The 25,399-nt window shown below is 72.0% G+C and carries 24 protein-coding genes; 14 read left to right on the forward strand and 10 right to left on the reverse strand.

The window, feature by feature from the left end; translation table 11 throughout:
- The first annotated feature begins 156 nt into the window (after positions 1–156).
- The 5 genes from OG490_RS25255 to OG490_RS25275 are packed head-to-tail and all read left to right on the forward strand — an operon-like array spanning position 157 to position 5,836.
- Positions 157–3,009 carry a sensor histidine kinase gene (locus tag OG490_RS25255; protein ID WP_330298558.1) on the forward strand — a complete coding sequence of 951 codons (2,853 nt, stop codon included), beginning with the start codon at positions 157–159 and terminating at the stop codon, positions 3,007–3,009.
- Entirely contained in the window at positions 3,006–3,497 is a 492-nt protein-coding gene (locus tag OG490_RS25260; RefSeq protein WP_330298559.1) for a roadblock/LC7 domain-containing protein, read from the forward strand. Before OG490_RS25255 ends, OG490_RS25260 begins: the two co-directional genes overlap by 4 nt.
- Positions 3,494–3,883: a DUF742 domain-containing protein gene (locus OG490_RS25265; RefSeq protein ID WP_330298560.1), complete on the forward strand. Its 390-nt coding sequence runs from the start codon at positions 3,494–3,496 to the stop codon at positions 3,881–3,883. The genes OG490_RS25260 and OG490_RS25265 overlap by 4 nt, the downstream gene beginning before the upstream one ends.
- Positions 3,864–4,526 carry a GTP-binding protein gene (locus OG490_RS25270; RefSeq protein ID WP_330298561.1) on the forward strand — a complete coding sequence of 221 codons (663 nt, stop codon included), beginning with the start codon at positions 3,864–3,866 and terminating at the stop codon, positions 4,524–4,526. The genes OG490_RS25265 and OG490_RS25270 overlap by 20 nt, the downstream gene beginning before the upstream one ends.
- Positions 4,527–4,537: 11 nt before the next feature.
- A complete protein-coding gene (locus OG490_RS25275; protein WP_330298562.1) occupies positions 4,538–5,836 on the forward strand; it encodes a styrene monooxygenase/indole monooxygenase family protein in 1,299 nt (432 codons plus the stop codon).
- On the opposite strand, the gene OG490_RS25280 is transcribed toward OG490_RS25275, so the two are convergent.
- The 3 genes from OG490_RS25280 to OG490_RS25290 form a co-directional block, all read right to left on the reverse strand.
- Positions 5,749–7,077, reverse strand: coding sequence for a C40 family peptidase (locus OG490_RS25280; protein ID WP_330298563.1), 1,329 nt, complete (start codon positions 7,075–7,077; stop codon positions 5,749–5,751). The genes OG490_RS25275 and OG490_RS25280 overlap by 88 nt on opposite strands.
- A 112-nt stretch (positions 7,078–7,189) precedes the next feature.
- On the reverse strand, positions 7,190–7,561 hold the full coding sequence (locus OG490_RS25285) for an SHOCT domain-containing protein (protein WP_330298564.1): 372 nt from the start codon (positions 7,559–7,561) through the stop codon (positions 7,190–7,192).
- Positions 7,561–7,950: a DUF6325 family protein gene (locus OG490_RS25290; RefSeq protein WP_330298565.1), complete on the reverse strand. Its 390-nt coding sequence runs from the start codon at positions 7,948–7,950 to the stop codon at positions 7,561–7,563. Before OG490_RS25290 ends, OG490_RS25285 begins: the two co-directional genes overlap by 1 nt.
- Before the next feature lie 109 nt (positions 7,951–8,059).
- Between OG490_RS25290 and OG490_RS25295 the strand changes: the two genes are divergently transcribed.
- From OG490_RS25295 to OG490_RS25305, 3 genes are read left to right on the forward strand one after another with little or no spacing between them, the layout of a single operon-like run.
- Positions 8,060–9,466 (forward strand): FtsW/RodA/SpoVE family cell cycle protein, encoded by a 1,407-nt coding sequence (locus OG490_RS25295; protein WP_330298566.1) that lies wholly within the window; start codon positions 8,060–8,062, stop codon positions 9,464–9,466.
- Positions 9,463–10,938 (forward strand): penicillin-binding transpeptidase domain-containing protein, encoded by a 1,476-nt coding sequence (locus OG490_RS25300; RefSeq protein WP_330298567.1) that lies wholly within the window; start codon positions 9,463–9,465, stop codon positions 10,936–10,938. Before OG490_RS25295 ends, OG490_RS25300 begins: the two co-directional genes overlap by 4 nt.
- 43 nt (positions 10,939–10,981) lie before the next feature.
- Positions 10,982–11,431, forward strand: a complete 450-nt coding sequence (locus OG490_RS25305; RefSeq protein ID WP_330298568.1) for a DUF3291 domain-containing protein — start codon at positions 10,982–10,984, stop codon at positions 11,429–11,431.
- On the opposite strand, the gene OG490_RS25310 is transcribed toward OG490_RS25305, so the two are convergent.
- Positions 11,428–12,534 (reverse strand): ferritin-like domain-containing protein, encoded by a 1,107-nt coding sequence (locus OG490_RS25310; RefSeq protein WP_330298569.1) that lies wholly within the window; start codon positions 12,532–12,534, stop codon positions 11,428–11,430. The two genes, OG490_RS25305 and OG490_RS25310, sit on opposite strands and share 4 nt — an antisense overlap.
- Before the next feature lie 176 nt (positions 12,535–12,710).
- Between OG490_RS25310 and OG490_RS25315 the strand changes: the two genes are divergently transcribed.
- The 3 genes from OG490_RS25315 (at position 12,711) to OG490_RS25325 (ending at position 14,836) form a co-directional block, all read left to right on the forward strand.
- Complete coding sequence (locus OG490_RS25315; RefSeq protein ID WP_330298570.1) at positions 12,711–13,640, forward strand: AurF N-oxygenase family protein; 930 nt, start codon at positions 12,711–12,713, stop codon at positions 13,638–13,640.
- Positions 13,641–13,821: 181 nt separating this feature from the next.
- A complete protein-coding gene (locus tag OG490_RS25320) occupies positions 13,822–14,538 on the forward strand; it encodes a TetR/AcrR family transcriptional regulator (protein WP_330298571.1) in 717 nt (238 codons plus the stop codon).
- Between the two features lie 10 nt (positions 14,539–14,548).
- Positions 14,549–14,836, forward strand: coding sequence for a hypothetical protein (locus OG490_RS25325; RefSeq protein ID WP_330298572.1), 288 nt, complete (start codon positions 14,549–14,551; stop codon positions 14,834–14,836).
- A gap of 23 nt (positions 14,837–14,859) precedes the next feature.
- On the opposite strand, the gene OG490_RS25330 is transcribed toward OG490_RS25325, so the two are convergent.
- The 3 genes from OG490_RS25330 to OG490_RS25340 form a co-directional block, all read right to left on the reverse strand.
- Positions 14,860–16,113, reverse strand: a complete 1,254-nt coding sequence (locus OG490_RS25330; protein ID WP_330298573.1) for a HAMP domain-containing sensor histidine kinase — start codon at positions 16,111–16,113, stop codon at positions 14,860–14,862.
- Positions 16,110–17,000, reverse strand: coding sequence for a hypothetical protein (locus OG490_RS25335; protein ID WP_330298574.1), 891 nt, complete (start codon positions 16,998–17,000; stop codon positions 16,110–16,112). The genes OG490_RS25330 and OG490_RS25335 overlap by 4 nt, the downstream gene beginning before the upstream one ends.
- Positions 17,001–17,109: 109 nt before the next feature.
- Positions 17,110–17,730 (reverse strand): hypothetical protein, encoded by a 621-nt coding sequence (locus OG490_RS25340; RefSeq protein WP_330298575.1) that lies wholly within the window; start codon positions 17,728–17,730, stop codon positions 17,110–17,112.
- Positions 17,731–18,103: 373 nt separating this feature from the next.
- Between OG490_RS25340 and OG490_RS25345 the strand changes: the two genes are divergently transcribed.
- Complete coding sequence (locus OG490_RS25345) at positions 18,104–18,895, forward strand: nuclease-related domain-containing protein (RefSeq protein ID WP_330298576.1); 792 nt, start codon at positions 18,104–18,106, stop codon at positions 18,893–18,895.
- A 192-nt stretch (positions 18,896–19,087) separates the two neighbouring features.
- On the opposite strand, the gene ku is transcribed toward OG490_RS25345, so the two are convergent.
- Positions 19,088–20,164 carry a non-homologous end joining protein Ku gene (ku, locus tag OG490_RS25350; RefSeq protein WP_330298577.1) on the reverse strand — a complete coding sequence of 359 codons (1,077 nt, stop codon included), beginning with the start codon at positions 20,162–20,164 and terminating at the stop codon, positions 19,088–19,090.
- A gap of 31 nt (positions 20,165–20,195) precedes the next feature.
- On the opposite strand from ku, the gene ligD reads away from it, so the two are divergent.
- Positions 20,196–21,080 carry a non-homologous end-joining DNA ligase gene (gene ligD, locus OG490_RS25355; RefSeq protein WP_330298578.1) on the forward strand — a complete coding sequence of 295 codons (885 nt, stop codon included), beginning with the start codon at positions 20,196–20,198 and terminating at the stop codon, positions 21,078–21,080.
- 145 nt (positions 21,081–21,225) lie between these two features.
- Positions 21,226–22,128, forward strand: coding sequence for an ATP-dependent DNA ligase (locus OG490_RS25360; RefSeq protein WP_330298579.1), 903 nt, complete (start codon positions 21,226–21,228; stop codon positions 22,126–22,128).
- 58 nt (positions 22,129–22,186) lie between these two features.
- Here the strand turns inward: OG490_RS25360 and OG490_RS25365 are convergent, their stop codons facing one another.
- Together OG490_RS25365 and OG490_RS25370 are read right to left on the reverse strand one after the other, a co-directional pair.
- Positions 22,187–23,149 carry a hypothetical protein gene (locus OG490_RS25365; RefSeq protein WP_330298580.1) on the reverse strand — a complete coding sequence of 321 codons (963 nt, stop codon included), beginning with the start codon at positions 23,147–23,149 and terminating at the stop codon, positions 22,187–22,189.
- A 30-nt stretch (positions 23,150–23,179) separates the two neighbouring features.
- Positions 23,180–25,396 (reverse strand): hypothetical protein, encoded by a 2,217-nt coding sequence (locus tag OG490_RS25370; RefSeq protein ID WP_330298581.1) that lies wholly within the window; start codon positions 25,394–25,396, stop codon positions 23,180–23,182.
- Positions 25,397–25,399: the final 3 nt, after the last annotated feature.

Below are 25,399 nucleotides of genomic sequence, written 5' to 3' on the forward strand. Positions count from 1 at the left end.
CCGGTGCAGAAGAAGCGGCCTCGGAAGAACGGCACCGTCGCGAACGGCACCGCACCCGGTGGCACCGCAACCGACCGACCAGCCCCCGAAGGCACCGCCACCGCCCACGCCCGGACGGGAGCCCCAGCGGGAGCTCCCGCGGGGCGCCGGGTGCGCGTGCGCCGCAGGCTGGTCATCGGAGTTGCCGTGGCCGGTCTCGCCGTCCTCGCGGCCGGGGCGCCCGCCGTCCTGTCCGCCTCGGCGGACCTGAAGGACTCCCAGCACCTGGTCACCCTCGCGGAGCAGACCGGTGCCACCCTCACCCTCGCGCACCTCCTGGGCGACGAACGCGACGCCGTCACCGAGTACGTGGCCAAGGGCCGCCCCGGTGGCGCGCCGGCCGCCGTCCAGGAGCGCACCGCGGGCACCGACCGCCAGCTCGCCGAGGTCCGGGCCGAGGCCGGTGCCGACGGGCAGGACGGGCAACTGGCCCGCGCCCTCGGCCGGGTCCGCGCCGTGCGCACCGAGGCCGTCGAGGGCAAGGGCAGCGCGCTCGCCGCCCACCAGGCCTACTCCGGGGTCATCGCCGAACTCCTCGCACCCGGTGCCCGGCTCGCCGAGCTGACCCCGCCGCGCGCCGAGGACGCCCTCGTCACCACCCGGCCGCTCGCCCCCCTCGGCCAGGCCGTGGAGCAGGCCTCCGCCACCCGCGGACTGATCCTCGCCGCGCTGGACGTGCCCCGCGGCGAGACCACGGGCGCCGCGGCCGTGGACGAACTGACCACCGCCGCCCAGCGGACGCGGGTACGGGAGCTGGGCGCCCTCGACGACTTCGCGCGGGCCGCGCGCCCCGACGTGCGCCAGACCCTCGCCGCCACCGTCGCCGGACCCGAGGTCAAGACGGCCGACGAGTACCTCAGACGGCTCACCGACCGGCCGACGCTCTCCTCCGCCGACCGCAGGCTCGACTCCGAGGCCGTCGCTCCGTCCCTCACCGCCCGCATCGACCGGATGCGCTCGGTCGAGGCCACCCTCGCCGGCCAGCGCGCCACCGCCCTCGCCACGCTGCGGGACGACGACGTGACCGCCCTGGAGACCCTGCTCGGCTTCCTCGGCGCGCTGTTCCTGGTCACCATCGGCGTCGCCACGGCCATCGCCCGCTCGCTGACCCGCCCGCTGTCGGTCCTGCGGCGCGGCGCCGCGCGGCTGGCGACGCCCGAGGGCTCGGTGGAGCCGGTCCGGTTCACCGGCCGCAACGACGAGTTCGCCGAGGTCGTACGGAGCCTCAACTCCGTGCGGGACCAGACGGTCTCCCTGCACACCCGGATCGCCGGGCTCGACGCCGACCGCCGCCGCCTGATCGGCCGCAACGAGGCGCTCTCCTCGGGCCGCGAGGCCCTGGAGGACGAACTCGGGCAGCTGCGGGCCGGGCTGGAGGAGCACCGCCGCATCATGTCGACGACCTCCGTGTCGCTGTCCCTGCGGACCCTGGGGCTCGTCGAGCGCCAACTCGCCGTCATCGAGGAGCTGGAGTCCGAGGAGCAGGATCCGGACCGGCTCGCCACCCTCTTCAAGCTCGACCACCTGGCGACCGTGATGCGCCGCCACAACGAGAACCTCCTCGTCCTCGCGGGCCAGGAGCACGGCCACGGGCAGGGCCTGCCGGTGCCGCTCGTCGACGTGATGCGTGCGGCGGTCAGCGAGATCGAGCGCTACGAGCGCGTCGACCTCGGGACGCTGCCCTCGTACACGCAGATCGCCGGGCACGCGGCCGACGACATCTCGCACGTGCTCGCGGAACTGCTGGAGAACGCGACGACCTTCTCGCCGCCGGACGCCAAGGTGAAGGTGTCCGGCTGGCTGCTGGACTCCGGCGACGTGGTGCTGTCCGTGGTGGACGAGGGCATCGGGGTCACCGGGGACCGGCTGGAGACGCTCAACGCCCGCCTGGCCACCCCGGACGCGTACGACGAGGAGCCGGAGTCGGAACACGGCCTGGGCCTCGGCCTGTACGTGGCCGGCCGGCTCGCGTCCCGGCACGGGGTGACGGCGGAGCTGCGGACCTCGCGGCACGGCGGTACGGAGGCGCTGGTCGTCGTACCGGTCTCCCTGCTGCCGACCGCTCCGCCGGTTTCGCCCGTCCACACCCTGGGTACCCCGGGAGCCCCCGCACTGCACCTGCCCGGCGTGGTCGCGGAGGCCAACGAGAACACCCTCCCGTCCCGCCTACGGGGCCTTGCCGCCACCGGCGCCGCCACCGAGGCCGACCCGGCTCCGGCGGACCCCGCCGCTCCGGCGGAACAGCAGCCGAGCTGGGCCGCGGAGCCCGAGGCGGCCCCGGCACAGGCCGCGGAGCCCGAGGCGGCTCCCGAGCCCGAGGCGGCCCCCGCGGAGCAGCCGCGCTGGATCACCGAGCCGATCGGTGAGCCCGCGACGGCCCCCGAGCCCGAGATTTCGGTGTACGAGCCCGCGACGGCCCTTGAGCCCGAGCTGGTCCACGAGCCCGCACCCGCTCCGGCCGAGGAACTGCTGGCCCGGGTGGTCCCGGAGCCCGATCCGGCGGCCTTCGCGCCCCCGGCCGAGCAGCTGCCGCCCGCCGAGCAGGTCTTCCGCGTCCCGGCCCCGGCGGAGGCCCCGGCGGAGGCCCCGGCCCCCGCCGAGGCAACGGCCCCCGCCGAGGTCCACGTCCCCGCGCAGGCGCCCGCGCCCGCCGAGGTCCCCGTACCCGCCGAGGTCCCCGTACCCGTCGAGGACGAGGCCCTCACCGACAAGGGCCTGCCCAAGCGGACCCCCCGCGTGGTGGCCGCCGGGCGGGCGGAAGAAGTACCGGCCGCGCCGCGCCGGGTGGACGCCGACGAGCTGCGCCGCCGGCTCGGCGGGTTCTACCGCGGTGCCCAGGACGGGCGGCGCGTCGTGGAGGCGGAGCTCGCCCAGGACCTGAGGCAGGACCCGGGGCACGAACCGCACGACCAACGGCACGACCAGGGGCAGACCGACCGGGGGGACACCGCACAGGAGGCACGCACATGACCGCGCCCAGTACGTACGGACTGAGCACCCAGGCCCGCAACCTTCAGTGGCTGCTGACCGACCTGGTCGAGGAGGTCCCCGGGGTCAACTCCGTGGCCGTCGTGTCCTCGGACGGGCTCCTGTTGCTGTCCTCCGAACCGGTGGCACCCGACACGCCCCCGGCCGAGGCCGCCGCGGCCCGCCCCAAGGGCCCCCGCGGCGCTTCCGCCGACCTCGCGACCATCGTCTCCGGCCTCGGCTCCCTCACCACGGGCGCAGCCGCCCTGATGGACGGCGGCGCGGTCAAGCAGACGATGGTGGCGATGGAGCACGGCTCCGTGTTCGTCATGTCCATCAGCGACGGCTCGCTCCTCGGAGTGCACGCCACGCCCGACTGTGACATGAGCGTCGTCGCCTACCACATGGCCCTGTTCGTGGGCCGCGCCGGCCACGTCCTGACCCCCGAAGTCCGCAGTGAGCTGCGCCAGTCGATGGAGAAAACCCCGTGAGGAGTCCGGCCTCCGACCGGCTGCCGATACGCGGCGCCGACCGCCGCCCCGCCCGTGTACGCCCGTACTCGCTGACGGGCGGCCGCACCCGCTTCACCCAGGTCCTGAACGTCGAGACCTTCGTCGCCGCCCTGGACACCAAGGTGTCCGCGCCGCAGAAGCCCGACCGGATGCCCGAGATGCCGGCCATCGTCGAGGTCTGCCGCCGCATGCGCACGATCGCCGAGATCGCCGCGCTGCTGAAGCTGCCGCTCGGTGTGGTGCGCGTCCTCGTCAGCGATCTCGCCGACCAGGGAAGGATCCGCGTCTACGGGACCGGGCACGGCACCGGCCGTCCCGACCGCGCGCTGCTCGAAAGGGTGCTCAGTGGGCTCCGCCGTCTCTGAAACCGGGTTCCTCCCCCCGTCCGACCTCTTCTCCCGGGCCGGTTCCCCCGTCCCCGGGGACGAGCCCGTACAGCCCTGGCAGTACGACCGCTCGCGCGCGCCCGTGGCCGTGAAGGTGCTGGTGGCGGGCGGGTTCGGGGTGGGCAAGACCACCTTCGTCGGGTCCGTCTCCGAGATAGCGCCGCTGCGCACCGAGGCGGTGATGACGCAGGCCAGCGTCCCGACCGACGACCTGTCCTCGACCCCGGACAAGCACACCACCACCGTCGCGATGGACTTCGGACGCGTCACGCTCGACGACGACCTCGTCCTGTACGTGTACGGGACGCCGGGCCAGGAGCGCTTCTGGTTCATGTGGGACGACCTGGTGCGCGGCGCCATCGGCGGGATCGTCCTCGCCGACACCCGCCGGCTGCGCGACTGCTTCCCGGCCCTCGACTACTTCGAGAGCTGCGGGCTGCCGTACGCCGTCGCCGTCAACCACTTCGAGGGCACCCGGTCCTACGAACCCGACGACGTGCGGGAGGCGCTGTCCATACCGGCCGGGGTTCCCGTGGTGATCATGGATGCCCGGAGCCGGGTCACGGTCGTGGAATCCCTGCTGACCCTCGTGGGCCACGCCCTCGACTCGACCCCCGAATAGAGAACGTGCAGATGCGCAAGATACTCGTCGTCGGCGCCGGCCAGTCCGGTCTCCAGCTCGCCCTCGGACTCCAGTCGAAGGGGTACGAGGTCACCCTCATGTCCAACCGGACGGCGGACGAGATACGCACCGGGCGGGTCATGTCCACCCAGTGCATGTTCGACACCGCGCTGCGGCACGAGCGGGACCTCCAGCTCAACCTCTGGGAGCAGCAGGCCCCGAAGATCGAGGGTCTGGGCGTCTCGGTCGCCGCCCCCGACGCCGGCCGCGCCGTCGACTGGCTCGGCACGCTGAAGGGCTTCGCCCAGTCCGTCGACCAGCGCGTGAAGATGTCCGGCTGGCTCGACACCTTCGCGCAGCGCGGCGGCCAGCTGGTCATCCACGGGGCCACCGTCTCCGACCTGGACTTCTTCTCCCGTACGTACGACCTGGTGCTGGTCGCGGCCGGAAAGGGCGAGCTGGTCTCGCTGTTCGGCCGGGACGCCGCCCGCTCCCCGTACGACGCCCCGCAGCGCGCGCTCGCCGTCAGCTACGTCCACGGTCTCGGCCCGCGCCCCGAGCACCCGGACACGGAGGCCGTGCGCTGCAACCTGGTCCCGGGCGTCGGCGAGCTGTTCGTCATGCCGACGCTGACCACCTCCGGCCGGGCCGACATCCTCTTCTGGGAGGGCGTCCCGGGCGGTCCGCTGGACGTCTTCAACGGCGTGCAGGACCCGGCCGACCACCTGGCGCTGACGCTGGAACTGATGGAGAAGTTCACGCCCTGGGAGTACGCGCGCGCCACCAAGGTGGAGCTGACGGACGCGGGCGCCACGCTCGCCGGCCGCTACGCCCCCGTCGTGCGCAACCCGATCGGCCGGCTGCCCGGCGGCGGCCTGGTGCTGGGCGTCGCGGACGTGGTCGTCGCGAACGACCCGATCACCGGCCAGGGCGCGAACTCCGCCGCCAAGTGCGCGGCTTCGTACCTGTCGTCGATCATCATGCACGGGGACAACCCGTTCGACGAGGCCTGGATGAAGGCCACCTTCGACAAGTACTGGTTCACCAGCGGCAAGCCGACGACCCAGTGGACCAACGCCATGCTCGGCGTCCCGCCGGAGCACGTGCTGAATCTGATCGGTGCGGCCGGGCAGCTCCAGCCTGTGGCGGATCGTTTCGCCAATGGCTTCGACAACCCGGCCGACTTCGACGCGTTCTTCTACGACCCCGAGGACGCGGCCGACTACCTGGCCGAGGTCGCGGCCTCGGTCGCCGGCTCGGACGCGGACTCGGACGCGGACTCGGACGCGGGCGCCTCCGTCTCCGAGTAACCCGAGTCGTCCCCCGCCGCCCCGCCCGAGGACGCGGGCAGCGGCGGCGGGGTGAAGGCGCGCAGCGGCGCCCCGTCCGGGTCCGGCCGCACCGCGCCGAGCAGCGGATTCGCCGCGATCGGCGAGACCTTGACCTTCGCGCCCGGCCGCGGCGCCTGGATCACCTTGCCCTCGCCGACGTACAGGGCCACGTGCGTGGCGGTCGGGAAGTACACCACCAGATCGCCCGGCCGGAGCTCGTCGAGCGGCACCCTGGGCAGCTGCGCCCACTGCTCCTGGCTGGTCCGCGGGATCGCCCGGCCCGCGTGCGCCCAGGCCTGCGAGGTCAGCCCGGAGCAGTCGAAGGACGCCGGGCCCTCGGCGCCCCAGACGTACGGCTTGCCGATCTGCGCGGCCGCGTAGGTGAGCGCCGAGCCGCCGGCCGCCGTGGGGTTACGGGGCTTCGTGCCCAGCTTCCCCGAATCCACCAGCTCCCGCTGCGCGGTGGCGGTGTTCTCGGCCTCGCGGGTGCCGAGTTCGCCGAGCTGGGCGGGGGAGAGGGAAGCGAGCATCCGCTCGACCTCCTTGAGCTGCGCGGCGGCCGTCTCCTTGCGCTTCTTCGTCTCGATCGCCAGCTTCTGCTCGGAATCCAGGGCCTTGCGTGCGGCCACGGCGAGGACGTCGGCCTGCTGCTCGCTGCGGCCCAGCAGCTCCAGCGCCGCGGCCCGCCGGGTGCCCTCGCGCTCCGCGAGCCGCCGCTGGTCCAGGGCCCCTTGGGGGTCCCCGGCGAACAGCATCCGGGCGTACGGGGAGAACCCCCGGCCCGCCTTGTACTGCTCCCGCGCCAGCTTGCCGGTGGTGGTGTGGGCCTCGGTGACGGCGGTACGGGCCTTCCCGAGCTCGGTGGCGAGCCGGTGCTCCTCGCCCTGGCGGGCGGTCAGCGCGGTCTCGGCGGCGTTGTAGGCCTCGGTGGCCTGCTCGGCCTGCTGGTAGAGCCCCTGGAGCCGGGAGAGGAGGACCCCGACGGGTTCGGCCGGGGCCGGGGCGCCGGGGGCGCCGGGGAGACCGGGGGCGGCCAGGGCGTCGGGGACGCCGGGGGCGGTGAGGGATTCGGGGGCGCCGGGCGTGCCGGGGATGTCGGGTGCGGCCGGGGTGGCCGGTACGGCCGGGACGGCTTGGGCGGCGGGGACCGGGCCCGCGGTGGCGAGGACTGCGGCGACGCAGGCGGCGCGAAGCAGCCGACTCCGATGTCGACGTGACATGTGGTCACCTCCAGGCGGCCGATGCTGCCACGCCCGGTATGACAATTCGGCCACCCGAGTCGGCCGTGCCGCACCGCTCACCCGAGTGGCGTACGGCCGCCCTGCCGTCCGCTCAGCCCCCCGGGCCCAGCAGCCGGGCCTTGGCCGTCGAGAACTCCTCCGGGGTCAGCAGGCCTTCGCGGGCCAGGGCCGCCAGCCGGGTCAGCTGGTCGGTGAGTTCGGCTCCGGCCGCGGCCGGTCCGGAGCTCCGCGGACCGGAGGCCGAGGCGGCGGCGGAGGGGACGGGCGAGACGGCTGACGAGACGGCTGACGAGGTGGCGGCCGGGGCGGCGTGCGAGGCGGCAGGAGCGGCGGCGGAGGCCGCGGGCTGCGGCCGGGCCGTGTCCCATACGTACGCCCCGCGCTTCAGGATCCCGCGCAGCAGCGGGTTGCCCGCCGGGCGCTGGGCGGGGTTGACGACCGAGCCGATGGGGCGGATGAACATCAGGCCACCCCCAGCCGGTCGGCCGGGAGCCGGACCGCGCCCGCGATGCGGCCGCCCGCCGCGCGCACGGCGACGGCCGCGTCCTCGGCCCAGACGTGTTCGATCACCAGGAGGAGTGCGCAGCTGCCGCGTTCCAGCAGGTCCGCGGCTTCCCCGACGTCCTCCGGGCCGATCAGCGGGGCCGCCTCGCGGTGCGCGAGCAGGCCCCTGAGCTCGACGAACTCGTCGAACTCCGCGGCCAGCACCTCCCCGGCCGCCGTCCTGGTGGCCACGAGACCGTCGATCAGCCGCACGACCCCGGCCTTGCGCAGTCCCATCACCGCCTCGACCGCCGCGACCCGCAACTGTTCCTCGGGGAAGGCCAGGACGATGAACTCCGCAGGTCCCATGGGGAGAGGCTCCTGATCCGCTACTTCGCTTCCGACCGGTTCTGACGACTCTTCGGCACACTATGACATAAGCGGACATACGGGCCGCCTGCTTGCTACGTTTCCCCGTATGACCGCTCTGACGGCAAAGGTGGCGGAGCCCGCCCCGCCCCCGCCCCCCGATGTCCACGCCCCCAAGCGTCGCGGCGTCGAGCTGTCGCTGCTCTTCGGCGCCGTGTCGATCGCGGTCCTCGGCCACCTCTACGTCGGCCTCACCACCACCGGCCACATCCCGCACCCCGCCTCCCACTACGCCGCCGGCCTCGCCGTCGCCGCGCTCGCCGCCCATCTGGCCGTCCGGCTGTGCGCCCCGTACGCCGATCCGCTGCTGCTCCCGATCGCCGTCCTGCTCAACGGGCTCGGCCTCGTCCTCATCCAGCGGCTCGACGCCACCACGCCCGGCCACGTCACCGCCGGGGAGCAGCTGCGCTGGTCGGCCCTCGGGGTGGCGCTGTTCGTGCTCGCCGTGGTGGCGCTCCGGGACCACCGGGTGCTCCAGAAGTACGCGTACCTCGCCGCGGCCGCCGCGCTCGCGCTGATGCTCGTGCCCGTCTTCTTCCCGGCCGTCAACGGCGCGCACATCTGGATCCGGTTCGGCGGACTCTCCTTCCAGCCGGGGGAGTTCGCCAAGATCCTGCTCGCCGTGTTCTTCGCCGCCTACCTCGCCGCGAACCGCACCGCCCTGGCCCTGACCGGACGCACCCTCTTCTGGAGGCTGAAGCTGCTCCCCGGCCGGGTGCTGGGCCCGATCCTCGCCGTCTGGCTGCTCTCGGTCGGCGTGCTCGTCCTGGAGCGCGATCTGGGGACCTCGCTGCTCTTCTTCGGCCTCTTCGTCATCATGCTGTTCACCGCCACCGGCCGGATCGGCTGGATCGCCGTCGGGCTGCTGCTCGCGGCCGTGGGCGCGTACGCCGTCGGGACGTTCGAACCGCACGTGAACAGCCGCGTGGACGACTGGCTGAATCCTTTCGCCTCCATCGAACGCGGCGACGGACCCGGCCAGCTCGCCCAGTCCCTCTTCGCCTTCGGGGCCGGCGGACTCCTGGGCGCGGGCCTGGGCCACGGCCAGTCCTTCCTCATCGGCTTCGCCGCCAAATCGGACTTCATCCTCGCCACCGCCGGCGAGGAGCTCGGCCTCGTCGGCCTCACCGCGATCCTGCTCCTCTACGGGCTCCTAGTCTCCCGCGGTTTCCGCGCCGGACTCGCGCTGCGCGACCCCTTCGGCCGCCTCCTCGCCACCGGACTCGCCTCGATCCTCGCGCTCCAGGTGTTCGTCATCGCCGGCGGAGTCACCGGCCTGATCCCGCTCACCGGCATGGCCATGCCCTTCCTCGCCCAAGGCGGCTCCTCCGTCGTCACCAACTGGATCATCGTCGCCCTGCTGATCCGGCTCAGCGACAGCGCCCGCAGACCCCGCCCCGGCGGGCCGGACGGGCCGGACCGGTCGGACCGGTCGGCAGAGGAGGCCGACGCGTGATCCGCTACATCCGCTGGTGCGCGTACTTCTGCGCCCTGCTGCTCGTCGCCCTGCTGGTCAACGTGGCCCGCGTGCAGGTCTGGGAATCCGCCGGCTACGGCGCGAACCCGGCCAACAAGCGCCCCGCCATCGAGCGCTACGCCGAACCGCGCGGGGACATCACGGTCGACGGCCGGCCCGTCACCGGCTCCCGGGACAGCCGCCAACTCCTGCGCTACGAGCGGACGTACAAGAACGGCCCGCTCTACGCGCCCGTCACCGGCTTCTCCTCCCAGACCTACGGCACCAGCTTCCTGGAGCGCGCCGAGGACCCGGTCCTCTCCGGCACCGACCCCGGGCTCTCCGCCTTCCCGCTCTGGTACGAACTGGCGCGCGGCCGCCCCGGCGGCGGCAACGCCGCCACCACCATCCGGGCGAGCATGCAACTGGCCGCGTACACCGGGCTGGCGGGCAAGAGGGGCGCCGTCGCGGCCGTCGAGCCGGCCACGGGCAGGATCCTCGCGCTGGTCAGCAGCCCCTCCTACGATCCGGCGCTGCTCTCCGGCACCGGGGCGAAGGTCAAGGAGGCCTGGGAGAAGCTCAACGCGGACCCCGCCAAGCCCATGCTCAACCGCGCGCTGCGCGAGACCTACCCGCCCGGCTCCACCTTCAAGATCGTGACGGCGGCGGCCGCCCTGGACACGGGCACGGTCACCGATGTGGACGCGCCGACCCAGACCCCGGACCCCTACCCGCTGCCCGGCACGAACACCCTGCTCCCGAACGCGGGCACCGGCTGCGCGGACGCCTCGATGGCGGACGCCGTGCAGTGGTCCTGCAACACGGTGATGGCGAAGATCGGCGTACAGGTCGGCCTGCGCGGGATGACGGAGGCCGCGCGCCGGTTCGGTTTCAACGACGACGGGCTGCGGGTCCCGGCCTGGGTCTCGCGCTCGAACTTCGACACCGACATGAGCCCGGACCAGCTGGCCCTGTCCTCCATCGGGCAGTTCAACACCAAGGCCACGCCCCTGCAGATGGCGATGGTGGCGGCCGCCGTGGCCAACGGAGGCGTCCTCAAGACCCCCTACCTGGTGGACCGCACGACGCAGGACGACGGCGACCCGGTCCGCCGCACCGACCAGCACACGCTCGGCCGGGCCATGACCCCGCTGACCGCGATGCGGATGCAGGAGCTGATGGTGAAGGTGGTGGAGAACGGCACGGGCAAGAACGCGGAGATCCCCGGCGCGGTGGTCGGCGGCAAGACCGGCACCGCCCAGCACGGAGTCGGCAACGCGGGCACCCCCTACGCCTGGTTCATCTCCTGGGCGGCCAAGGAGGGCGGGGCACCGCCCGCGGTCGCGGTGGCCGTGGTCGTCGAGGACGCCTCGGCGGTGCGCGGGGACATCAGCGGCAACGGCGCGGCCGCGCCGATCGCGCGCGCTGTGATGGAAGCGGCGCTGGCCGCCCCCGCACCGTCCACCCCCTGAAACGCCCGGGGGGAAGCGGCAGTTCCATGATTACGTTGGCGGGATGACCCACGAACTGGCGCAGGTGAACATATCCCGGCTCAAGTACCCCCTGGACTCCCCGGAGCTGAAGGACTTCGTCGACGGCCTCGACCACGTCAACGCGGTCGCCGACGCGGCGGAGGGCTTCGTCTGGCGGCTGGAGGGCGAGGGCGGCGACGCGACCGACGTGTCCGTCTTCGACGACGAGTGGATCATCATCAACCTGTCCGTCTGGCGCGACGCGGCATCCCTCAACACCTTCATGTACGCCGGGCGCCACCGGGAGCTGATGGCGCGGCGCCGCGAGTTCTTCGAGCCCGTCAAGGAGGCCATGACGGCCTTGTGGTGGGTCCCGGCGGGCGAGCGCCCCACGGTCGCGGACGCCGAGGAACGCCTGACCCACCTGCGCGAACACGGCCTGACCCGGTACGCCTTCACCTTCCGCGAGCAGTTCCCGCCGGAGACGGCCTAGCTTCCCGCCCCCTCCGCGATGGCCTCGGCCACCTCCGCCACCCGCTGCTCCTCCTCGGCCGCGAACCGCTCGCGGTCGAGGGCCTCGGCGATCTCCTCGTCCTGGCTCATCAGCAGGTCCAGGTTGGAGTTGCCCATCTCGAAGACGCCCATGTCCAGGTACGCCTTCTGCAGCCGCTCGCCCCACAGCCCGATGTCCTTCACGCACGGCACGATCCGGCTGAACAGCAACTTGCGGAAGAGCGCCAGGAACTCCGACTGCTCGCTGAACTCCTCGGCCTCCTTGCGGGAGATGCCGAAATTCTCCAGCACCTCCACCCCGCGCAGCCGGTCGCGCATCAGGTAGCAGCCCTCGATCACGAACTCCTCGCGCTCGCGCAGCTCCGCGTCCGACAGCTGCCGGTAGTAGTCGCGCAGCGCCATCCGCCCGAACGCCACGTGCCGTGCCTCGTCCTGCATCACGTAGGCCAGGATCTGCTTGGGCAGCGGCTTGTCGGTGGTGTCGCGGATCATGCCGAAGGCGGCCAGTGCGAGGCCCTCGATGAGCACCTGCATGCCCAGGTACGGCATGTCCCAGCGGGAGTCGCGCAGGGTGTCGCCGAGCAGCCCCTGGAGGCTGTCGTTGATCGGGTAGAGCATCCCGACCTTCTCGTGCAGGAACCGTCCGAAGATCTCGGCGTGCCGGGCCTCGTCCATGGTCTGGGTGGCGGAGTAGAACTTGGCGTCCAGGTCCGGCACCGACTCGACGATCCGCGCCGCGCACACCATCGCGCCCTGCTCGCCGTGGAGGAACTGGCTGAAGTTCCACGCGCTGTAGTGCCGGCGCAGCTCGCCCTTGTCCCGCTCCGAGAGCTTGGCCCAGTGCCGGGTGCCGTAGAGCGTCAGCGCCTCGTCGGGGGTGCCGAGCGGATCGTACGGATCCACCTCGATGTCCCAGGCGATGCGCTTGGCGCCGTCCCACTGCTTGTCCTTGCCCTTCTGGTACAGGGCCAGCAGCCGTTCGCGACCGCCGTCGTACTCCCAGCTGAAGCGGGCGCTGCCGGACGCGGGGACCGGCCAGACGGCTGCGCCCGGGTCATTGGTGTAGAGCTCGTGCGTCGACACTGACGCCCCCTCGTCTCACGTAGCCGTGTACTTCCGTACAGGACCGGACAGTTGGCAGCGTCACACGTTGGTAGACGCGCGGTCAACAAGTCGTGCGCGAGGGATTGACGGTCTTGCTGACAGGCAGTCTCATAAGGAGTGACCGCCGGTAACTCGACGACGAGGTGTCCGAAGCCATGACCACCGTGACCGAACGAGCCGAGCTGCGTGACGCCCTCGGCCTGCTCAAGGACCGCGAGCAGACGGCCGAGCGGCTGCTCGAATCCTCGGCCAAGCACTCCTTCGACCCGGACAAGGAGCTCGACTGGGACGCCCCGCCCATCGAGGGCAAGTACTACTGGCCGCCCGAGCTGCTCTCCCTCTTCGACACCCCGCTCTGGAAGAAGATGGGCGAGGAGCAGCGCATCGAACTCTCCCGCCACGAGGCGGCGGCGCTCGCCTCGCTCGGCATCTGGTTCGAGATCATCCTCATGCAGCTGCTGGTCCGGCACGTCTACGACAAGTCCCTGACCAGCAACCACGTCCGCTACGCGCTCACCGAGATCGCCGACGAGTGCCGCCACTCGATGATGTTCGCCCGCATGATCAAGACGGGCGGCGCCCCCGAGTACCCGGTCTCCCGCACCAACCACAACCTCGCCCGCGTCCTCAAGACCGTCTCCACCACCCCCGGTTCCTTCGCCTGCACCCTCCTGGGCGAGGAGGTCCTCGACTGGATGCAGCGGCTGACCTTCCCCGACGAGCGGATCCAGCCCCTGGTCCGCGGAGTCACCCGCATCCACGTCATAGAAGAGGCGCGCCACGTCCGCTACGCCCGCGAGGAACTGCGCCGCCAGATGCTCACCGCCCCGCGCTGGGAACAGGAACTCACCCGCGTCAGCTGCGGCCAGGCCGCCCGCGTCTTCTCGCAGGCCTTCGTGAACCCCCAGGTCTACGACAACATCGGCATCGACCGGCACGAGGCGCTGGCCCAGGTCAAGGCCAGCGGCCACCGCCGGGAGGTCATGCAGACCGGAGCGAAGCGGCTCACCGACTTCCTGGACGACATCGGCGTGATGCGCGGGGTCGGCCGCAAGCTCTGGAAGAGCTCGGGACTGCTCGCCTGAGGGACCTCCCGGGACCGAGGGCCTGAAGTCCGGGGCGGGAGTCCGGGGCGGGAGTCCGAGGCGGGAGTCCGGGCCTGAACTCCGGGCCTGGAGCCCTGCCCGAAGTCCGGCCCGAAGTCCGGCCCGAAGTCCGGCCGGTACTCCCCGCCTGAAGGCCACCGGGTGGGGCTACCCTGCGGACATGACCACCGCGCGTGCGTACCGCAGGCTGAGCGTCGAGGAGCGGCGGGCCCAGCTCCTCGACGCGGCCCTGTCGCTGTTCGCGCACCGGGCGCCTGAGGAGGTCTCGCTGGACGACGTCGCCGAGGCCGCCGGAGTCTCGCGCCCGCTCGTCTACCGCTACTTCCCCGGCGGAAAACAGCAGCTCTACGAGGCCGCCTTGCGCTCCGCGGCCGACGTCCTGCAGCTCTGCTTCGCCGAACCCCAGGCCGGCCCGCTGACCCAGCGGCTCTCCCGGGCCCTGGACCGCTACCTGGCCTTCGTCGACGAACACGACGCCGGATTCTCCGCCCTCCTCCAGGGCGGCAGCGTGGTCGAAACCTCCCGCACCACCGCCACCGTCGACGGCATCCGCCGCGCGGCCGCCGAGGCGATCCTCTTCCACCTCGGCGTCCCGGCGCCCGGCGCGCGGCTGCGGATGATGGTGCGTACGTGGATCACGGCCGTCGAGGCCGCCTCGCTGATCTGGATCGACGAGGGCAAGCAGCCGGAGGTCTCCTCGCTCCGGGACTGGCTGGTGGACCAGTTCATCGCCCTCCTGACGGCGACGGCCGCCACCGACCCGGAGACCGCGGCGGCGGCCCGCGCGGCCCTGGCCCTCGAATCGGCGGAAGGCCCGGTCGGGGTGCTGGCGCGGCGAGTGATCCCGGTGGTCTCCGAGGCGGCCCACCTGCTGTGAGACTGGAGGGGTGAGAAGCCAACCCACCTCCTTCGAGGGCGGCCCGATGGACGGCCGGACCCTCCCGATCCTCCTCGGCCCGACCGGCCATCCGCCGAAGTGGTACGAGATCCCGGTCCCGGACCCGGACGGCGGAGCCCCGACGGTGCTGCTCTACGAGCGGGTCCCGTCCGGGTACTCGAAGCGGCTGGGGCTCCAGAAGGGCTGGAAGTACGCCTTCTCGCCCGCGGGCGAGAAGCCCCGCCCGCGCTGGCCCTGGACGAAGCCGAAGGCGAAGCCGGAGCGGCCCGAGGCCTGACCGGGGGGCCCGGTGGGTCGGGGTTACGGCACCACGGCTTCGACCAGGGTGAGCACGGCCTCCGCCCCGCCCCCGCCGTCCCGGGCCTGCCGGAACGCCAGCCGCGCCCCGATGACCTCCGCCTGCCCCACCGCGATCGTCAGCCCCAGCCCGTGCCCCTTGCCCGCGCCCTCGGTCCGGAACCGCTGGGGCCCGTGGGTCACCAGGTACTCGGGATACCCGTCCCCGTGGTCCCGTACCGTCACCACCGGCCCGTCGACCGTCACCACGACCGGCGCCCGCCCGTGCTTGTGGGCATTGGCGACCAGGTTCCCGAGCACCCGCTCCAGGCGCCGCCGGTCCGTCTCCACGTGTGCGTCCCGCACCACGGACACCTCCGTGGCCGTCCCCGAGGCCCGTACCACCCGCTGGGCGAGGCGCCCCAGCTGGTGCAGGTCCGTCTCCACGACCTCCCTGCCCGAGTCGAGGCGGGAGATCTCCAGCAGGTCCTCCGTCAGCTGCCGCATCGTGCGGACCCGCTCCTGCACCAGTTCCGTGGCCCGGCTCTCAGGCAGCAGCTCCGAGGCCGCCTGCAGTCCCGTCAGCGGAGTGCGCAGCTCGTGCGCGACGTCCGCGGTGAACCGCTGCTCGCTCTGCAGCTTCGCCTGCAGGCTCCCCGCCATCGTGTCCAGGGCTCCGGCCACGATCGCCACCTCGTCCTGGTGGCGCGCCGGGTCCTTCGTGCGCGGGTCGCCGACCCTTGCGTCCAGGTCGCCCTGGGTGATCCGCCGGGCCACCGTCGCCGTCTGGTGCAGCCGGCGCGTCACCCGGGTCACGGCGAAGGCGCCCACCAGCAGGGTGCCGCCGATCGCCAGCACCGAAGACCCGATGATCGCGTTGTCCAGCCCGCTGATGGCCCGCGTGCTCTGCCCGTAGTCGACTGCGGTGGCCAGCGCCTGCCCGTCGGCGGGGGCCGCCGCCCACATCGTCGGCCGGCCGTCGTGATCGGCCACGAGGGTCCCGCGCTGCCCGGACAGGGCCAGCGCCCGCAGCTCCGCCGGGAGCCCGGCCGGATCCAGCCCGGACTCGGGGGGCAGGGTTTCGCCGGCCTCGTAGGCGCTTACGGCGTCGGTCAGCTTGCCGAGCGCCTTCTCCCGGGCGGCCGCCACGGTCTGCCGGGTCACCTCCACGTGCACCAGCGCGCCCAGCACCGCCGCGAGCGAGCAGCACATCACCGCGATGAAGCACGCCGACTTCCAGGTCAGCGTGGCCGTCCAGGAGGGCAGCCGGAGCCTCACGGTGAGGTTCTCGCGGGGGTGGGGCCGGTGCCTGTGCCGGAGCCGGCGCCACGGCCCGTGCCGGAGCCCCGACCCGTGCCGGGACCGGTGCCGGGACCGGTGCCCGGACCGGTCGTGGGGTTCGGGGGACTCGTGGGATTCGGGGCGTTCGGGGGGTTCGGCGGGTTCACTCGTACGATCTGCTCGTGCGTGGGCAGCATCGAGCGCTGCTTCGCGTCCCAGGACCAGGTGGTGTTCACCTCGTAGCCCGGGTTGGCGCTCGGGACGTGCAGGATCACGTCCTCGTTGGCGAGTTCGACGCTGATCACGGTGTCGGTGGTCGCCATGATCCGGTTGAGGCGGCCCGCGTCGTCCGCCGTGTAGACCCGTACGGACATCATCTGGTCGGGGAGTTGGATGCCGACGATCACCTCGTCCTTCCCGTTGCCGGTGAGGTCCTGGTAGTACGGCGTCAGCACCGGGCACTTGGCGGGATCGGAGCCGGGCTCCCCGCACGCCCTGATCGCGCGGACGGTCTCCTTGGGCATCCCGTCGGGACCGGTCACGGTGTCCGAGTGCGCCCGTACCTCGGCCTGGACCAGGGTCACCGGGTCGATGGCGTGCACGTTCTGGTCCTGGACGGGCGCGATGCCGGGTACGTACTCGGGCGGCGCGCCCCCCGGATCGGCGGGCGGTACGACGGCACCCTTGCGCCCCGGCCACAGATGTACGGGCCCGCTCGCGGTCGGCGTCGCACCGGCCCCGGCCAGCCCGCCGGAATCGCCGCAGCCGGTGGCCAGCGGCAGCAGGAGCGGAGGCAGCAGGAGGAGGGCGAGACGCCCGCGGCTGCGGCGGGAGCGGGTGGGGCTCGGGTGCGTGTTCGCGCTCGGGTTCGGGTTCGGGCTCACGACGGTTGCGCCCTCCTCTCCCGTGGCCGTGTGGGTGTCCACAGTATGCAGAGGAACATCGTTTCTGCCCGTGCGGCGGGCTGCGCCGGGCTGGGTGGGGGAGCGGGGCCTACGCCTCTTCCGTGCGCCCCCGGCGCAGCATCGCGAAGCCGAGCCCGGCGGCGCCGATCGCCGCGATGCCGCCGCCCGCGGCGAGCAGCAGCACGCCGCCACCGGGACCGTCGGCCAGGGTGTGCAGGCGCAGGGCCTCGGCGGGACGGGAGGCGCCCGCGCGGTCGGTCACGTCGGAGGCGGGTACGACCACCCCGTCCCGGCTCGCGGTCTTGTGCCCGGCCCCGGCGACCGCGTGCTCGACGGTGGGCACGTCGTCCCCGACCCAGGAGCTGAGCCGCCCGTCGGCCTGGAGCGCGAGGTGCAGCTCTCCGGCGTCGCCGAAGCTCGCGATGCCGTCGCTGCTGGTCAGGGTGGTGGTCCTGGTCCCGTCGGCGGTGAGCACGTCGGCCTGGAAGGCACCCTTGGCGACGCGATAGACCTTCGCCTTGGAGACGCCGTCCGCGAGGGAGAGCGTCTGGACCAGGGTCCGAGGGGCGGCACCGGCGTGCGCGGAGGTCGCGGACGGAAGCCCGTCCGCGAGCGCGGCCGCCGCCGGGAACGCCAGCAACGGGCCGGCGCACGCGGCCACGGCGGCGACGCGAACGAGAGTGCGGCGGCTGCGGCTCACGGTGTTCACGGGGCGTCCTTCGGTACGGGTCCGGCCCTGCTGCGTCCAGGTGCGTCCGGAGGCATCCAGGTGTGTGTCCAGGTGTGTGTCTAGGTGGGATAAACGTATGCACCGGCCGTTGCGGTTTCGCCGCGCATTTGTAACAGCCGTACGGCAGCGACCCGACGGAGTCGTTACACGGCGCGAAGCCGGGACGGGGCCCGGCCGGGAGCGGACCTTCGGCCCTGGCCGCGGCCGCGCGGGTACGCGTAGGAGTCCTCGCGCCCGTATGCGCCCCCGCCCCCGCCCCCGTATCCGTACTCGTTTCCCCATCCCCTATCCGTGACCGGGGGATTGCCGCCGGGCGCCGGTGCTGCTCCCATGGACGGCGGGGGTGAGGGCGATGGCCAAGCGGGGACTCGCAGTGGCGCCGAGCGGCCGGCCCGGCCGGGGGCGGTTGTACGTCAATCTGCCGGACGGCCGGGCGGTGGCCTGGTACGACCGGAAGGCCAACCGGATCAGCGTGCTGGCGGACGAGCGCAGGGAGGAGATCCTCACGGCGTTGCGCCCGTACCTGACCGGAACGGTCGCGATCGGTCCGCCGCCCGTCCCGACGGCCGCGGACCTGCGCCGCCTGGCCCTGCGGCCCGACGACGACCTGGCCCCGAACCGGCCGGGGGAGGACCTCCTGGGCGAACTCGCCCACGGCTCCGCAGGCGCCCGCGCCCGGCACCGGCTCCGCCAGGAACTGGCCGCGCGGGAGCGGATCGGCGAGGTGCTGGACGGGCTGTCGGAGTCCGAGGAGTGGCGGGTCCTGCACTCCCTCGGCGGGATCACGGACCACCTGGTGATCGGCCCGCCGGGCGTCTTCTGCATCCGCGCGGTGCCGGGGCGCCGGCAGCGGGCGGTGGTCGGGGAGCTCCTCCTCACGGTCGGCCGCGCCGAACCCCGCCCGGACCCGCGCGCATGCCGCCGGGCGGCGGCGTACGCGACCCGGGCCCTGTCGGCCACGGTGACCCCCGTCCTGGTGGTGGCCGACGCGTCCCGGGTGGACGTGGCCCCCACCCTCCGCGACGTCCGCGTCCTGACGCCGCCGACGCTGACCCCTTTCCTGACCGCTGCTCCCGCAACGCTCAAACCCCCGGACGTGGAGGCGCTGTTCGCGGCGGCGCGTGACTGGACTACGTGGACGTAGCCGGGGCCTTGCGCAGCCCCGGGCACGGGCGCAGCCCGGGGTGCACCCCCAGCCGTCCGGCGTTTGAGAGACCGGGGTCTGGCGCTGCCCGGGGTGCACCTTCGGCCCGTCCGGCGTTTGAGGACCGGGTCCGGGCGGCGCCCGGGGAACGGGGGAAGGGCGGGTCGGGGACTGGCCCCGTAGGGATGGGGCTCAGGCGGAGGTCCGCTTGCGCGGGGGCGTTGCCTTCTTCGCGGTAGCGGAAGCCGCCCCGGCCGCCGCCGACTTCGTGGACGTGGTCTTCTTCGCTGCGGCGGCCGCCGGCTTCTTCTTCGCGGCAGCAGTCGACGCAGTCGACTTCTTCCCGCCGGCCGCCTTCGGCGCAGCCGCAGCCGCAGCCGCACCCGTAGCCGCAGAGGCAGTCGTACCCGCACCCGACCTCTTGCCCCGGGCCGCAGGCCCCCGACGGATCGGGGTCACCTCCGCGACCTCCTCCGACCCGCCCGCGCGAGACGCCTTCGCCGCCCGTACGCTGTTCTCCAACGCCGCCATCAGGTCGATCACTTGACCCCCGGCCGGCTCGGCCGCCGCCGCGGGCACCGCCTCGCCGCCACCGCCGTCCACCTTCGCCGCGATCATCGCCTCCACCGCTTCGCGGTAGTCGTCGCGCAGCGAAGCCATCTCCACCTCGCCCAGCGTCGCCATCAGCGCGTCCGCCAGGTCCAGTTCGGCTTCCCGTACCGACACCGTCCCCTCGGGGGCGACGCCTTCCGGTACTCGGATCTCGTCCGGCCACAGCAGCCCGTGCATCGCGATCACGTCGCCGACGACCCGCAGCATGCCCAGCCGTTCCCGGCCCCGTAGCGCGTACTTCGCGATGGCCACCTTGCGGCTGCGCTTCAGCGCCTCCCGCAGCAGGGTGTACGGCTTGGAGGCCGTCGCCCCGTTCGCCGCGAGGTAGTACGCCGCGTCCATCTGCAGGGGATCGATCTCGTCGGCCGGCACGAAGGAGACGATCTCGATCGTCCTCGCCGTGGCGATCGGCAGTTGCGCCAGGTCCTCGTCCGTGATCGGGATGAGGGATCCGTCGGCTTCCTCGTACCCCTTGCCGATCTCGGCGGTCGACACCTCCTCGCCGTCCAGCTCGCACACCTTGCGGTAGCGGACGCGTCCGCCGTCGCTGACGTGGATCTGGCGGAAGGAGATCGAGTGGCTCTCGGTGGCGTTCACGAGCTTGATCGGGATGCTGACCAAGCCGAAGGAGATCGCCCCGTTCCATATGGATCGCACGGTTCCTCCTGATTCGTGGCAATCTCATCGTATGACGCCGATCACGATGGTGGAGGGGCGTCGCATCGCGCTCAGCAATCTCGACAAGGTCCTGTACCCGGAGACCGGCTTCACCAAGGGCGAGGTGCTGCACTACTACGCCACCGTCGCGCCCTCGCTGCTGGCCCACGTCCATGACCGGCCGGTGTCGTTCCTGCGCTATCCCGACGGCCCGGACGGCCAGCTCTTCTTCACGAAGAACCCGCCGCCCGGTACCCCCGCCTGGGTGAAAACCACCCCGGTTCCCCGCTCCGAGGACCTGCGGGCCGAGCAGGTGGTCGTCGCCGACATGGCCACCCTGATGTGGGCCGCCAACCTCGTCGTCGAGTTCCACACCCCCCAGTGGCCGGCCGGCCACCCCGCCCTCGCCGACCGCCTGATCCTCGACCTCGACCCCGGCCCGCCCGCCACGGCCGTCGAATGCTGCGCGGTCGCCCTCTGGCTGCGCGAGCGCCTCGCCGCCGACGGGCTGTACGCCTGTGCCAAGACCTCCGGGTCCAAGGGCCTGCACCTGGCGGTCCCGCTCGAGCCGACCCCCTCCGAGCAGGTGTCGGCGTACGCGAAGGCCCTCGCCCAGGAGGCCGAGCGCGCGCTCCCCGAGCTCGTGGTGCACCGGATGACCAAGGCGCTGCGCGCCGGGAAGGTCTTCGTCGACCACAGCCAGAACGCCGCCGCCAAGACGACCGCAGCCCCCTACACCCTGCGCGCCCGCGCGCTGCCCACCGTCTCCACCCCGCTCGCCTGGGCCGAGGTCGAGACCTGCCGCACCCCCTCCGACCTGCTCTTCCTCGCCGACGACATCCCGCCCCGGCTGGCCCGGGACGGCGACCTCTTCGGCCCCCTGCTCCTCCCCGAGCGGGCCGGGCGACTGCCGTGATCACCGTCGCGCTGGCCGCCGCCGTACGGAGCCTGCCGCGCGGGCCGGGGCTCGCCGGCGTCGGGCGAGGCCGTTCCGGTGACAGGCCGACCGGACCAGCGAGCCCCGCTCCGTCCCCAAGACCGGACGGACAGACCCTGGCAGCATGGAAGAGAGTTCGCCGAAGGCCGTCCTCCAGCCGCCCCTCAATGTCATGCGTCCGCGACCGGCCGACGAGATCCCTGAGCAGGACAGTGTGCCCGGGGGTCTTCAGTACTCCCTCAAGCTGGATGGGTTCCGCGCACTCGCCTTCATCCTGGAGGGCGGAGGAGTGTTCTTGCAGTCGCGATCCGGAAGGGACCTCACCGGAGAGTTCCCGCGGATTTCCGCATACCTGCAAGAGAATCTCCCGCCCGGAACTGTCCTGGACGGCGAGCTCTGCGCCTACCGTGACGGGCGACTGAACTTCACCGATCTGCTTCGGTCCCGCGCCGATCGCGAGCGGTCAGGAATTCCGGTCTACTACATCGCCTTCGACATCCTCGCCATCCCCGGGACGGACGTCAGGGGCTTGCCCCTGTGGGAGCGGTGGGAGCTTCTCGGTGGGGCTCTGGGTGATGCCGAGCCACCCCTTCAGCGTGTGCTGGCCACGCTGGACGAGGAGACCGCACGCCTCTGGTTTCGCGAGATGAGGGCCGTGGGCGTCGAAGGCATCGTGGCGAAGTCGCTCAATTCGACCTATCAGCCGGGGGAAACATGGGCTTGGAGGAAAATCAGGCACTCCGATACCCGGGACGGCAGACTCCTCGGCGTGTTCGGTCCAGAACAGCGACCGCATGCTCTTCTCGTGGAGCTCCCCGACGGCCGAACCGTGAAGACTTCGCCGCGTCTGACTGGAATGCAGGCGCGGCAGGTCGGCGAATCGGTACGCGGCTGCCTGGGAGAGCGGACCGAACATCCCGACCACGGGCTCGTGACCCTTCTGGTCGAGCCTGTCCTGGTCGAGGTGCGCGAGACGGTCGGGCGCCACGAGACGGCGAAGTTCGTGCGTGTCCGGTTCGAAGGGTGAGGCGGCGGGTCCCAGCCTCGTCGCAGCCACTCCTTCGGTGAAGAGCGCCATGCATGGGCTACGGCTTGGCCTCGCTGTAGGCGCTCAGCGCGCTCCGATCCACTTCGGCGAGCAGATCCTGCCGAGTGGACTCGTCAGTGTTCCGTGCCTGGGTCCATGCGCGGGCGATGTCGACTCCTTGGGTGCGGAGGCGGTTGGCCAGTTCCGCCTCCGGCGTGTTCCTGAGGCCTTGGAGCCATGTCGCCGTGAGGTAGGCGGAAGGGTTCTCCTGGTAGCTGCCCTGGGTGGTCGGCTCGCGCAGCAAGCCGTCGTGTACGGCGGTCCGCCACGCCTGGTCACGGGCGTACCCGTCGGTCAGGCCGTCCAGGATGCCGAGTGCGCGGGCGTTCTTCGTCGGCGGGAGGGAGAAGGCAGCGCCCGTCGCGTCGCCCGGGACGGCGGCGAGCTGCTGCGCTGCGTACCGGGTCTCCGCCAGGCGCAGGATCGCGTACGCCTGCGGATCCTGGGAGACGGCGCGCACGACGTTGCGGAAGACGAGGTGCTCGACTGCCAGGTGATAGGTGCCGGAGGACTCCCATGGGGCGTCGGCCGGGCCCATCTTGAAGACGTACTGGGAGTCGAGTCCGGCGAGCATCTCATGAGTGTCGACCGCATAGTCCGCGAGCACGGTGGCCAGCGGCACGCGGAGGGCGGGGTCGATCCGGAGGTTCTTCGTGTAGCCGAGCCCGGGAGAGAAGAGCACATCCTTCACGGCCTGCGCCTGTGCCTGCGAATGCCTGCCCTGCTCGGCGGCCGTGGCCTTCACGATGGCCTGACCGAGCGCGGCACAGCTCATACCGGGATGTACGTCCGCCCCCACGGATTTCTGTACGCGCCCGTCCTCGGGCAGGCCGTTGCAGGGAGCGGCCGTATCGCGCCCGAAGGTGAGCCATGCGCCGAGCGCCCCCAACAGGGCCAGACCCACCAGCAGCACGGACCACATCTTGACCGGCACCGTACGGCGGGTCGTCTTCCCCGTCATGGCTGGCCCCATTCCTCTTCGTCGTCCGGCTCAGTTGGCCGTGTCTGTCAGGTACTTCTGCGCGGTCTCGGTCCCGCGCACCCGTCCGTCCAGGACGTTGCGGGTGTAGTTCTGGACGTCGGCCTCGGGGATGTCGGGCCGCTCCTTCGCCCATTCACCGACCATGATGGGTACCTGCTTGTTGATGGAGAGATAGGTGTCGGCAATCTCGGGATTGGCCTTGGCGTCGACCGCAGCCTTCATGCGGTTGTCCCATTCCCAGGCCCAGGTGTCGACGCCACGCTGGAGCGAGTCGCCGAAGGCGACGGACATGGTGGCGCCGGCAGCACCGACGGGTGTGGTGAAGTACAGCGGGGTCACGGCGCCGCCGATGACGTGATAAGCGACCTTGGCCTTCCAGTCCGCTGCGCTGTAGCCCGCCATCCGGCCGTCGTTGATCACGTCCTCCCTGATGGAGCCCAACGCGCCGAGGGCCGTGCCTGCCTTGTTGAGGGGGTTGGTCATCTCCGATCCATGTGCTCCGTGGGGAATCTGTTCCAGCGAGATGTCGATGTACCGGGACTCCGCCTTGTGGAGCGTGCCGTAAGCCTCAGGGTCCTCCGAGAGTCCGCGCATGAACTGCACCAGGTCCTTGGCGTCTGCCGACATGTGCGTGGAGCCGCCATCCTGGAAGATGCCGGTGTCCGCTGCCGACACGTAGCGACGGTCGAGGCCGGCCAGGATCTCGTGGGTGTCCGCCGTGTACGTGCCAAGTGCCTGGGCCAGCGGTTCGCGCAGGTTCGCGTCCACGCTCTGGGCGGGGCCGAGCTGCTCGATGACGCTGTGCATGAGCCGGGCCTGCGGGTCGGTGTGCTTGAGGGCGGGCCACGGATCCTGGCCGGCGGCCAGCGGCGGGTAGCCGGTGGCGCCCGCTTCGATGGCCGCGCCCAGGCCGGTCCGGTTGTTGGCGTCGACGGTGTCGTGGCCGTCCGTCTCGATGTTGCCGTGCCAGTTCGTGGTGTTGGTGATCTCCCAGTCCCGCTCTTTGAGCAGGTAGTGGAGGTTGTCGTTCTTCCCGTCGGGACCCGGATCGAGGTACGAGGTGGAGGCGGCGGGGTCGCGGCTCATGATGTCGAGGAGGCCGTCGAGGGGGTCGTGGGCGAACCAAGCCCGGTCCTTGCCGCCGTAGTTTCCGTACAGGTCCCAGATATCCGGATTGCCGCCCTGTTTCTTGTCCTCGGCCTTGCGGATGTCGTCCGCCATGTCGTGCAGGAACGGGGCCGAGTAGCCGTCGCCCTGCTGCATCAGGGTGACCAGGCTCTGGTAGCCGCGGACTTGCTGGCCGTGTCCCGAGGCCACCGTGTTGACGGCTTCGCCGGCCACCTTGAGGTCGTACGAGGCGAGCCCGGCCTTGTCGAGCTGCGTTCGGAAGTTCTTGTAGAAGTCGGACTTGGGGTCCTGCATCGCGTTCGAGAGGGAGTTGGCGAGCCCCTTCTCCACGTCCAGGTAGCGCTGCCTGTTGCCCTTGTCGTCGCCGTACGCGTGGTCGTTGAGCTTGTTCGTGAGCTTCAGCGTGTTCTCCGCGCCCATCCCGTTCAGGAACGTCTGGGTGAACTCGGGGCGCGAGGAGTTGTCGCGGAAGGAACGGTCGAGTTCCGCGTAGTCGGCGGCCGAGACGTTGCCACCGCTGTTGATGCGGGTGGCGATCTCCTCGGCGTTGCGGGCTTCGTAGACCTCGATGTCGCCCTGCGCGCCGGCGTTGAAGCCATCGAGGGTCTCGTCGTCGCCCTTGCCGAAGGCGTCCTTGTTGCTGTCGACGCCCACCGCGTCGAGGGCGATCTTCACGCCCTGGTCGGCCTCGGATACAGCCTTCACACAGTCGTTAATGTGCTGTTGCCACTGGGAAACCGCATTGCGGATGCTGGTCTCACCGTCCGGGTCGTGGTGGATCGCGCTGCGTTCCTGCGCGGTGAGCTTCGCGTAGTCGTAGGCGACGTTGCCCTGCTCCGAGACGGTCATGCCGGCCTTTATCGCATCGTCCCGCGCACTCTCGACCCGCTTCTTGAGGTCGGTGAACTGGCTGTGCGCGTCGCGCAGCAGGCTGGCGACGGCCTTGGCCTGGATCTGCGCGGCGGAGTACTCGTAGCGGGTGGCGGCGAAGCTCGTATGAGCCACCCCGACACTGATACCGGTCCAGCTCTGACCCATGGTGATCTTCTGGACGCTGTCGCCGTAGCGGCTTTCGACCTTCTTCAGTTCACCGGCCATCGA

Source organism: Streptomyces sp. NBC_00503, assembly GCF_036346895.1.
Lineage (GTDB): Bacteria > Actinomycetota > Actinomycetes > Streptomycetales > Streptomycetaceae > Streptomyces.

Coding starts and splice junctions, on each gene's coding strand:
- OG490_RS25260 (WP_330298559.1), top strand. CDS start 3,006: ATGACCGCGCCCAGTACGTACGGACTGAGCACCCAGGCCCGCAACCTT.
- OG490_RS25275 (WP_330298562.1), top strand. CDS start 4,538: ATGCGCAAGATACTCGTCGTCGGCGCCGGCCAGTCCGGTCTCCAGCTC.
- OG490_RS25280 (WP_330298563.1), bottom strand. CDS start 7,077: ATGTCACGTCGACATCGGAGTCGGCTGCTTCGCGCCGCCTGCGTCGCC.
- OG490_RS25285 (WP_330298564.1), bottom strand. CDS start 7,561: ATGTTCATCCGCCCCATCGGCTCGGTCGTCAACCCCGCCCAGCGCCCG.
- OG490_RS25290 (WP_330298565.1), bottom strand. CDS start 7,950: ATGGGACCTGCGGAGTTCATCGTCCTGGCCTTCCCCGAGGAACAGTTG.
- OG490_RS25295 (WP_330298566.1), top strand. CDS start 8,060: ATGACCGCTCTGACGGCAAAGGTGGCGGAGCCCGCCCCGCCCCCGCCC.
- OG490_RS25305 (WP_330298568.1), top strand. CDS start 10,982: ATGACCCACGAACTGGCGCAGGTGAACATATCCCGGCTCAAGTACCCC.
- OG490_RS25315 (WP_330298570.1), top strand. CDS start 12,711: ATGACCACCGTGACCGAACGAGCCGAGCTGCGTGACGCCCTCGGCCTG.
- OG490_RS25320 (WP_330298571.1), top strand. CDS start 13,822: ATGACCACCGCGCGTGCGTACCGCAGGCTGAGCGTCGAGGAGCGGCGG.
- OG490_RS25345 (WP_330298576.1), top strand. CDS start 18,104: ATGGCCAAGCGGGGACTCGCAGTGGCGCCGAGCGGCCGGCCCGGCCGG.
- ligD (WP_330298578.1), top strand. CDS start 20,196: ATGACGCCGATCACGATGGTGGAGGGGCGTCGCATCGCGCTCAGCAAT.
- OG490_RS25360 (WP_330298579.1), top strand. CDS start 21,226: ATGGAAGAGAGTTCGCCGAAGGCCGTCCTCCAGCCGCCCCTCAATGTC.
- OG490_RS25365 (WP_330298580.1), bottom strand. CDS start 23,149: ATGACGGGGAAGACGACCCGCCGTACGGTGCCGGTCAAGATGTGGTCC.
- OG490_RS25370 (WP_330298581.1), bottom strand. CDS start 25,396: ATGGCCGGTGAACTGAAGAAGGTCGAAAGCCGCTACGGCGACAGCGTC.